At 40.8% G+C, this 9,540-nt stretch carries 7 protein-coding genes and 1 rRNA gene; 7 read left to right on the forward strand and 1 reads right to left on the reverse strand.

The features are described from left to right. Positions 1-20: 20 nt before the first annotated feature. The 4 genes from atpG (at position 21) to glmU (ending at position 4,342) form a co-directional block, all read left to right on the forward strand. Positions 21-881 carry a F0F1 ATP synthase subunit gamma gene (gene atpG / locus ATS74_RS06945; RefSeq protein ID WP_058548203.1) on the forward strand — a complete coding sequence of 287 codons (861 nt, stop codon included), beginning with the start codon at positions 21-23 and terminating at the stop codon, positions 879-881. A 33-nt stretch (positions 882-914) separates the two neighbouring features. Continuing rightward, entirely contained in the window at positions 915-2,300 is a 1,386-nt protein-coding gene (atpD, locus tag ATS74_RS06950; RefSeq protein ID WP_058548204.1) for a F0F1 ATP synthase subunit beta, read from the forward strand. 13 nt (positions 2,301-2,313) lie between these two features. Beyond that, positions 2,314-2,736, forward strand: coding sequence for a F0F1 ATP synthase subunit epsilon (locus tag ATS74_RS06955; protein ID WP_058548205.1), 423 nt, complete (start codon positions 2,314-2,316; stop codon positions 2,734-2,736). Between the two features lie 247 nt (positions 2,737-2,983). Further along, on the forward strand, positions 2,984-4,342 hold the full coding sequence (gene glmU, locus ATS74_RS06960; RefSeq protein WP_058548206.1) for a bifunctional UDP-N-acetylglucosamine diphosphorylase/glucosamine-1-phosphate N-acetyltransferase GlmU: 1,359 nt from the start codon (positions 2,984-2,986) through the stop codon (positions 4,340-4,342). 28 nt (positions 4,343-4,370) lie between these two features. Here glmU and ATS74_RS06965 read toward each other — a convergent pair whose 3' ends face one another. Next, a complete protein-coding gene (locus tag ATS74_RS06965; protein ID WP_058548207.1) occupies positions 4,371-5,213 on the reverse strand; it encodes a LytR/AlgR family response regulator transcription factor in 843 nt (280 codons plus the stop codon). Between the two features lie 141 nt (positions 5,214-5,354). On the opposite strand from ATS74_RS06965, the gene ATS74_RS06970 reads away from it, so the two are divergent. From ATS74_RS06970 to ATS74_RS06980, 3 genes are all read left to right on the forward strand, one after another. Continuing rightward, a complete protein-coding gene (locus ATS74_RS06970) occupies positions 5,355-6,578 on the forward strand; it encodes an acyltransferase family protein (protein WP_082660567.1) in 1,224 nt (407 codons plus the stop codon). Between the two features lie 86 nt (positions 6,579-6,664). Then, positions 6,665-8,458: a choice-of-anchor I family protein gene (locus ATS74_RS06975; RefSeq protein ID WP_058548208.1), complete on the forward strand. Its 1,794-nt coding sequence runs from the start codon at positions 6,665-6,667 to the stop codon at positions 8,456-8,458. 600 nt (positions 8,459-9,058) lie between these two features. Then, positions 9,059-9,540: ribosomal RNA gene (locus ATS74_RS06980) — 16S ribosomal RNA — on the forward strand; the annotation flags it as partial.

Raw genomic sequence — 9,540 nt, forward strand, 5'->3', positions numbered from 1 at the left:
CTTGATTCGGAGAGAGAGTCATGGCCAGCGGAAAAGAGATTAAAAGCAAGATCGGGAGTATTAAAAATACTCAAAAGATCACTAGCGCAATGGAAATGGTTGCTGCGTCTAAAATGAAAAAAGCGCAAGAACGAGTGGCTTCTAGCCGTCCATACGCTGACAAATTACGCAAAGTGATTGGTCGTGTTGCTCAAGCAAATCTTGATTTTACTCACCCGTTCTTAGAAGAACGTGAAGTAAAGCGAGTTGGTTATATTGTTATCTCTACTGACCGTGGTCTATGTGGCGGCTTAAACTCAAACGAGTTTAAAAAAGTTGCATTAGATATTAAAGCATGGAAAGAAAAAGGTGTAGACGCAGAGTTTGCAACTTTAGGCAGCAAAGCTGCTGGTTTCTTTCAACGCTTTGGTGGTCAAGTGCTTGCTAAAAAAGCAGGCCTAGGAGATAAACCTTCAGTACAAGACGTTATTGGTCCTGTAAAAATAATGCTTGATGCATTCTCTGAAGGTAAAATTGACCGTTTATTCCTGGTATATAACAACTTCGTTAATACCATGAAGCAAGAGCCAACAATAGATCAGTTACTCCCTTTGCCAAAAGCTGAAAAAGAAGTATCTGCCCACACATGGGACTACTTATACGAACCAAACCCAGAGGCTATTTTAGAGTCTTTGTTAGTACGTTTCGTAGAGTCTCAGGTATACCAAGGTGTGGTTGAGAACGCTGCCTCTGAACAGGCTGCCCGTATGGTTGCAATGAAAGCTGCAACAGATAATGCCGGCGACCTTATGGATGAGTTACAGCTTGTTTATAACAAGGCCCGCCAAGCGGCAATCACACAAGAAATTAGTGAGATTGTTTCTGGTTCAGCCGCAGTTTAATGCTTCAGGCAAAGATTAACGAGAGGAATAGACATGAGTTTAGGTAAGGTCGTCCAAATTATCGGTGCCGTTGTGGATATTGAGTTTTCTCAAGACAACGTGCCAGCCGTATATGACGCGCTAAAAGTAACAGATGGCGATTTAGCTGGTTTGACTTTAGAAGTTCAACAGCAGCTAGGTGGCGGTGTGGTACGTACTATCGCACTAGGTACTACAGACGGTTTACGTCGTGGTGCTTCAGTATCAAACACAGGTGAAGCGATTCAAGTTCCAGTTGGTAAAGCAACTCTTGGTCGTATCATGAACGTACTTGGTGAGCCAATCGATGAAGCTGGCCCAATCGGCGAAGAAGACCGTATGTCTATTCACCGTGCAGCGCCTTCATACGAAGAGCAATCAAGTTCAGTTGAGCTTTTAGAAACTGGTATCAAGGTAATCGACCTTGTATGTCCATTTGCTAAAGGTGGTAAAGTTGGTTTATTCGGTGGTGCCGGTGTTGGTAAAACCGTAAACATGATGGAACTTATCCGTAACATCGCAATCGAGCACAGCGGCTACTCAGTATTCGCAGGTGTTGGTGAGCGTACTCGTGAGGGTAACGATTTCTACCATGAGATGAACGATTCAAACGTACTTGATAAAGTATCGCTTGTATACGGTCAGATGAACGAGCCTCCAGGTAACCGTTTACGCGTAGCGTTAACAGGTCTTACTATGGCTGAAAAGTTCCGTGACGAAGGTCGCGATGTACTTTTCTTCGTAGATAACATCTACCGTTACACACTTGCTGGTACAGAAGTATCTGCACTACTTGGTCGTATGCCATCAGCGGTAGGTTACCAGCCTACACTAGCTGAAGAAATGGGTGTGCTTCAAGAGCGTATCGCTTCAACTAAGACGGGTTCAATTACATCAATCCAAGCGGTATACGTACCTGCGGATGATTTAACGGATCCATCTCCAGCAACTACCTTTGCTCACTTAGATGCAACAGTAGTACTTTCACGTGATATCGCATCACTTGGTATTTACCCAGCGGTAGATCCACTTGATTCATCTTCACGTCAACTTGACCCATTAGTAATTGGTCAAGAGCACTACGATACAGCACGTGGCGTTCAAACAGTTCTTCAGCGTTATAAAGAACTTAAAGACATCATTGCAATCCTAGGTATGGACGAGCTTTCTGACGAAGATAAGCAACTTGTATCTCGTGCACGTAAAATCCAACGTTTCCTATCTCAGCCATTCTTCGTGGCAGAGGTGTTTACAGGCGCGTCTGGTAAATACGTATCACTAAAAGATACAATTGCTGGCTTTAAAGGCATTTTAAGCGGTGAATTTGATGACCTTCCAGAGCAAGCGTTCTACATGGTTGGCTCTATCGAAGAAGCTCAAGAAAAAGCTAAAAGCATGTAATTAGGAGGGTAGTATGGCAGCTATGACTGTACATCTTGACGTAGTAAGCGCAGAGCAGAGCTTGTTCTCTGGTCTAGTTGAATCGATTCAAGTATCTGGTAGTGAAGGTGAGCTTGGTGTTAATGCCGGCCACGCCCCACTACTAACTGCCCTTAAACCTGGTATGGTACGTTTAGTTAAGCAATTTGGTGAAGAAGAACTCATCTATATTGCTGGCGGTACACTAGAAGTTCAACCGAACATAGTAACCGTACTTGCTGATACAGCTGTTCGTGGTGAAGACCTTGACGAGCAAGCTGCAGAGCAAGCTAAACGTGACGCAGAAAGCCAAATGGCTAATGCGTCAGCTGCTGAATTTGATTATCAAAAAGCAGCTATGCAACTAGCGGAAGCTATTGCACAACTTCGCGTAATTCAGCAATTACGTAAAAAGTAAGCCTATCCGGTTTTAAAAGCCCACTTTATGTGGGCTTTTTTGTGCCTGTAATTTGGCTTTACACTTATATCGGCTAGCAAAGCTGGTTACAATAAGTGTAATTATTATGAACAGTTTGTTTATCATAGATTCAGTCATTATTTTTTATAATATGGCTGAGTATGTATACATGGAGTGACATGCGTAATCTAGTTAGCTTATTTTCATTAACTACTCAATAAAACAACGGAAAAAGGAAATTGTTTTAATGGCTCTAACAACAGTAATTCTTGCTGCGGGTAAAGGTACTCGTATGCGCTCTGCTCTACCTAAAGTTCTGCATAAAGTGGCAGGTAAACCTATGGTGCAGCACGTTATAGATAATGCAAAGGCACTTGGTGCAACCACCACTAATTTAGTTTACGGGCACGGCGGCGAACTATTACAACAACAACTTGCCGATAACGACGTAAACTGGGTACTGCAAGCAGAGCAACTTGGTACTGGCCACGCAGTAGCTCAAGCTAATCCACACATTAATGATGACGACGCTGTACTTGTTTTATACGGCGATGTACCCCTTACAAAACAATCAACGCTTGAGCGCTTATTAGCTGCAACCCCTGAAAATGGTTTAGCAGTACTCACAGTGACCTTGGCTAACCCAAATGGCTATGGCCGTATGCTACGAGAAGATGGCAAACTTGTAGGTATTATTGAGCAAAAAGATGCAAGCGCTGAGCAGCTACTTATCAGCGAAGTAAACACCGGCATTATGGCGGTTAACGGCAAACTTTTAAAAACATGGTTAGGCAACTTATCTAACAATAATGCGCAGGGTGAATACTACCTTACAGATATTGTTGCTATGGCGCACAGTGAAGGTGTAGAAATCACATCAGCGCAGCCAGATCATGCAATGGAAGTTGAAGGCGCAAACAACCGCGTTCAACTTGCAGGCCTTGAACGAGCTTATCAAGCGTGGCAGGCAGAAGAGTTAATGTTAAATGGTGCTACCCTCGCCGACCCTGCCCGTATAGATGTACGTGGCAATGTTAAAACAGGCGAAGACGTATTAATTGATATCAACGTTATCTTTGAGGGTAATGTAACTCTTGGCAATAACGTACAAATAGGCCCTAACTGTGTACTTAAAAACTGTACCATAGGCGATAACGTTGTAATAAAAGCGAATACTCTAATTGAAGATGCAAGCGTAGCAGCTAAATGTACGCTTGGGCCATATGCTCGCCTTCGCCCTGGTGCGGTTATGGAAGAAGACTCGCACATTGGTAACTTTGTAGAGATGAAAAAAACCCGACTAGGTAAGGGTTCTAAAGCAAACCACTTAAGTTACTTAGGCGACGCTGAAATTGGTGAAAAAGTGAATATAGGCGCGGGTACTATTACCTGTAACTACGATGGTGTTAATAAAGCAAAAACCATTATTGGTGATAACGCCTTTATTGGTTCAAATTCATCACTTGTTGCTCCTGTAAATATTGGTGCAACAGCGACAATAGGAGCAGGCTCTGTGATCACCAATACCGTTGAAGATGAGCAGCTTGCAATAGCACGTTCTAAACAGCGTAATTTAACCGGCTGGAAACGACCAGTTAAAAAATAATAATGAAAGGCTACTTAGGTAGCCTTTTTTATTTCAGCTTTAGCTTAAATTGCTCTTTGTAGCGTCTAGATAGGTTAAGTACTTCACCTGTAGTTAGTTTTATTTCACTATCACCACTAGGTAGCGGTGTAATAGACTCTATTCTATCAAGGTTTACGCCATGGCTGCGGTGTATTCTGCAAAAGCCTTTATCTTCTAGTTGCTCACTTAGTGCTGTAAGGGTCGTTCTTAAAGGGTAAATAGACGTGCCAATATACAAGTTTACATAGTTACCTGATGATTCAAGCCAGTCAACATCGTCTATTTTTACAATAAATTCTTTGCCACGCTTTTTTATGAGCAAACGGTTTAGAGTGGGTGTTGCTTGTTGCTCACTTTCTTCTATAGAAGATGCCTCCCCTAATAACTGCTGAACAACATATTGATATACTTTTATTAGCGTAATAAAAAATACAAAGCTAATAGCATCCTTTTGGTATTCGTATATTAATTCAAACCAACTCAGTCCAAAATCATATGAGCGGCCATAAGCTAAATATACAAGCTTGCGGCTACCAACCATAATAGCAATATGTAACATGCTAAATATGATCGAAGCGCCAAAATACATAGCCAATGAAGCAGGTACTTTTTGCCAATTAAAAGGTGTGTTTTTCAAAAACCAAATTAAAGCCGGAAACATTAGCAATGATCCTAGCGCGCTTGAATACTCCCATACAAATGGCTCCCAAATTAAAAATGGTAAATCTCCTGCTCTTTTTGCCTCCATTATTTGGGTTGTAGCGTTTATTGTATTGTTTATCAAAATATATGCGCAAAGTAATGCAGAGGCATATAGGGTTTGAAAACGCTGAAAGTGTTGTAGGTTCATAATATGTGCTTATATTTATGTGGTGGGTTTATCCCTAAATACCACCTTTTATCACTATTGCTTGTAATATAAGCACTTATGAATAGTTTTTGCGAGTTGTTTAAGCCTTACTAGTACCAATACGCATACATTGGCTTAAGCATGAATAAACAATTACACCTCACAACTCATTTAAATAATCGTCATTACTTTCTTGATTGGCTAAGAGTAATTGCGTTTGCTGTACTTATTTTTTATCACATAGGTATGTTGTACAGCGAAAATTGGGGTTTTCACTTTAAAAGTACTTATACATCTCAATACGTAGAGTATTTTATGTTGATGTTTGCTCCTTGGAGAATGCTACTTATATGGTTTATATCTGGGGTAGCACTTCGCTTTATGCTTGATAAGGTAAGTGGCGTTAAATCAAACTTCTTTTTTATTTTAAATCGCTCTATTTTTATATTACTACCTTTGCTGGTGGGCTTATGGTTAATAGTTCCCTTTCAGCTGTATGCAGAAATGTCGCAACAAAGCGTTATAGACATATCGTATTGGCAGTTTTACTCCGCGTTTTTAGATATTAATAATGAAATGTTTGCTAGTCACCAATCTGGAGTATGGCCGCACGTAGATGTAAATCATTTATGGTACTTACGTTCTCTTTGGCAGTTTATGCTTATCATTTTTTTATTTTCACTATTCGTGAAGCTTCCTATTTTTCAGCCTTTGCTCAAGTTGCTTAAAATAAGCCTACCCTCACTAGCAAGCTTATTAGTCATAGCAATGCTGCTTACTAATAACTATTTAAAAGGAGATGTAATTCGTGAAACTAACGGCTTTATATTTTTATTGATAGGGTACCTGTTAGCAAAGTACGCTTATTTTTGGGCGAGCTTAAAACACTATTTTTGCCAGCTATATGTAAGCTTTGCCCTGATGTGTATATACATAGTAATGGCTTATCAAAACGTGTTTGATTTACCTAGCTATGTTTTTACTACTCTTTACAACATTCAAAGAGTACTGGGAGTGCTTACCATGCTTGCACTCGCACAGCATTTTTTAAACTTTAAAACTAATTACTTAAAAACATTTAATAGCTGGGTGTTCCCTTTTTATTTATTGCATCAAAGTGTACTCATAATCCTATGTTTTGTTTTGCAGCCTTTAGAGGTAGGTTCTTTTATTGAACCACTCTTGGTTGTTATTGGTACATGGTGTATTTGCGCGGTTATTACATTAATAGTGACACGTATTGATATTTTAAGGCCTTTAATAGGTGTTAAAACTCAAAATAGCTATTCCAACCCTTATAAATTATTAGGTTATACAGTAAGCCTTATTCTTGTGTGCCCCTTAGCATTTAAACTCGTTTTTTAAGTTAAAAAAGCTTTATTAAAAGTGCCATAGCTTTGTCATACCTGTGTGTTGTTATTTTGTTCAATACCACACTAAGGAAAATAACAATGTTAAAAAGGTCACTTATAGCACTTTCACTTATATCAATATTAACAGGTTGCTCACTAGATGGAGATGACGGCCAAGACGGCACGCAAGGTATCCAAGGAGAACAAGGTACAGCGGGTCAAAATGGTACTAACGGCACTAATGCAAACTCTGCGTTAAATATAAGTTTAGTAGGCCGCGCTGTACTTAATGCCCAAAGCCCCGAGGGTGCAGCCGAAATAGTCGCTTATCAAGCATCTAAAAAGTGGATATACGCCATTAACAGCTCTGGTGATGAAGCCGTTGTTAATATTATACCGGCCGATACCTTTGATACGGCGGCCCTTGTTCAAGATAACGAAGGGATAGTGAGTGCAACTAACCTAACATCAACCATTACCCTTACCTTAAACGACAACACCCCAGGCGATGCCAACAGCATAGCAATAGATGAAAACGACCAAATGCTAGCTGTGGCTATGGCTGCTAAAAATGTGGGCGAAGCGGGTCAAATTGCATTTTACGATATAAGCGGCGATGCACCGGCATTCATAAAAAATGTACCTGCGGGCTTTTTACCAGACATGGTGACTTTTAACCACGACGGTACAAAAGTAGTTGTAGCCAATGAAGGTGAACCTAATGGCGATTACAGTATCGACCCAGAAGGCTCTGTAAGCATAATTAATATAGTAGAGGGTGTAGTAGCCGATACGGCAACTAATATTGACTTTACTACTTACAATAGTCAGCAAGCTGAACTTGAGTCTGATGGATTTGTGTTTGCTAACCCTACTGGGCGCACTATTAACGGAAATGTAATAAATACGACAGTAGCTATGGACTTAGAGCCTGAGTACGTCAGCATTTCTAAAGATAACAAATATGCCTACGTATCAATTCAAGAAAATAACGGTCTCGCTATTATTAACCTAGAAGATAATAGCGTAGAGCTAAAATCGCTAGGCTTTAAAGATTGGTCAAATTTACAAATAGATGCATCAGATAAAGACGGCGGTGTTAATTTTAAATCATACCCAGGCTTATACGGAATGTTTCAGCCAGATACTATCTCAAGTTTTAGCTGGAAAGGCGCAAACTTTATAGTGTCGGCAAATGAAGGTGATGCACGTGAATATTTCTTTGATACAACAGACGAGGCAGACTGCATAGCAAAAGGTGGTCTAGATTACGATGAAGATGATGGTTGCCTCGCATATATAGATGAAAGCCGTGTTGAAGATTTAACCCTTGCTGCTAATTTTGATTACTTAAATAACGACGATAACGATATTGGTCGTTTAAAAGTAAGTACAGTAAAAGGTGATGCTAATAACGATGGCCAGTACGAATCGCTTTATGCCTATGGTGCACGGTCGTTTACCATTTGGGACAGCAATGGGCTGGTGGTGTTTGACTCAGGCGACGACATAGGTCGTATAACTGCATCTGTACATGGCGAAGCCTTTAATAATAATGAAGATGAAAACGAAGGTGACACACGCTCAGACGATAAAGGCGCAGAACCAGAAGCGCTAACAATAGGTATTATCGGCGAACGCACCTTTGCTTTTATAGGTCTTGAGCGTATGGGTGGGATTATAGTTTACGATATTACTAATCCTTACGATGTACAATTTGAAGATTACTTTTATAACCGAGGTGTAATAGAAGGGGCAGATATAACCGGTGACCTTGCACCCGAAGGAATGGTGTTTGTACCGGCTGAGCAAAGTGCCACTAACAAACCACTCCTTATAATAGGTAATGAGATCTCAGGTTCTATAGCTGTATGGCAAATTGCAGCAAATTAAAACCAACAAAGCAGTATAGCGATTACTAAGTGTACTGCTTTTTCTAACGCGCAAATAATAGCTGTAAAATAGCGACATAATGTGCGCGTTTTTTAATCTAAAATCACTCCGAAGCCCTTTGTTTGTATGCGTTTCATACTAAATTCATTTATTTGTCAAAAAGCTGAAATAAAACATTGACCCCCGCTCGAATCTCCCTATAATGCGACCCCACTGAGACGGGAAACGCCGATGCATAGCAAGGCAGCAGCGGCTCAGAGAGTTAAATAAAACTTCGGTTTTGAATCTTCTAAAAAGAAAGTTTAAAACAAAGTGTTGACTCGAAAAATAAAGGGTGTATTATTCGCATCCCTTGAGGCGCTAAAGCGACTCAAAACGTTCTTTAACAATATAAAGCAATCATCTGTGTGGGCACTCGTACAGATTGAGTTCTAACAGCCAACCTACTTAGGTAGCGAGGCAAACAAATTAGAGTCTCAATTGAAACTGAGTGACCAACAGAATAATTACTTAGGTAGTTATTCAGCACAGTCAATTCAATATCGAAAGATATTAAATAAATTCAGAATTCATTGAGCTGTCGAAAGACATAAAACTTTTTAATTGAAGAGTTTGATCATGGCTCAGATTGAACGCTGGCGGCAGGCCTAACACATGCAAGTCGAGCGGTAACAGAAAGTAGCTTGCTACTTTGCTGACGAGCGGCGGACGGGTGAGTAATGCTTGGGAACATGCCTTGAGGTGGGGGACAACAGTTGGAAACGACTGCTAATACCGCATAATGTCTACGGACCAAAGGGGGCTTCGGCTCTCGCCTTTAGATTGGCCCAAGTGGGATTAGCTAGTTGGTGAGGTAATGGCTCACCAAGGCAACGATCCCTAGCTGGTTTGAGAGGATGATCAGCCACACTGGAACTGAGACACGGTCCAGACTCCTACGGGAGGCAGCAGTGGGGAATATTGCACAATGGGCGCAAGCCTGATGCAGCCATGCCGCGTGTGTGAAGAAGGCCTTCGGGTTGTAAAGCACTTTCAGTCAGGAGGAAAGGTTAGTAGTTAATACCTGCTAGCTGTGACGTTAC

Source organism: Pseudoalteromonas sp. H103 (assembly GCF_001469205.1).
GTDB classification, from domain to species: Bacteria; Pseudomonadota; Gammaproteobacteria; order Enterobacterales; family Alteromonadaceae; genus Pseudoalteromonas; species Pseudoalteromonas carrageenovora.

Coding starts and splice junctions, on each gene's coding strand:
- ATS74_RS06970 (WP_082660567.1), top strand. CDS start 5,355: ATGAATAAACAATTACACCTCACAACTCATTTAAATAATCGTCATTAC.
- glmU (WP_058548206.1), top strand. CDS start 2,984: ATGGCTCTAACAACAGTAATTCTTGCTGCGGGTAAAGGTACTCGTATG.
- ATS74_RS06975 (WP_058548208.1), top strand. CDS start 6,665: ATGTTAAAAAGGTCACTTATAGCACTTTCACTTATATCAATATTAACA.
- atpG (WP_058548203.1), top strand. CDS start 21: ATGGCCAGCGGAAAAGAGATTAAAAGCAAGATCGGGAGTATTAAAAAT.
- ATS74_RS06955 (WP_058548205.1), top strand. CDS start 2,314: ATGGCAGCTATGACTGTACATCTTGACGTAGTAAGCGCAGAGCAGAGC.
- ATS74_RS06965 (WP_058548207.1), bottom strand. CDS start 5,213: ATGAACCTACAACACTTTCAGCGTTTTCAAACCCTATATGCCTCTGCA.
- atpD (WP_058548204.1), top strand. CDS start 915: ATGAGTTTAGGTAAGGTCGTCCAAATTATCGGTGCCGTTGTGGATATT.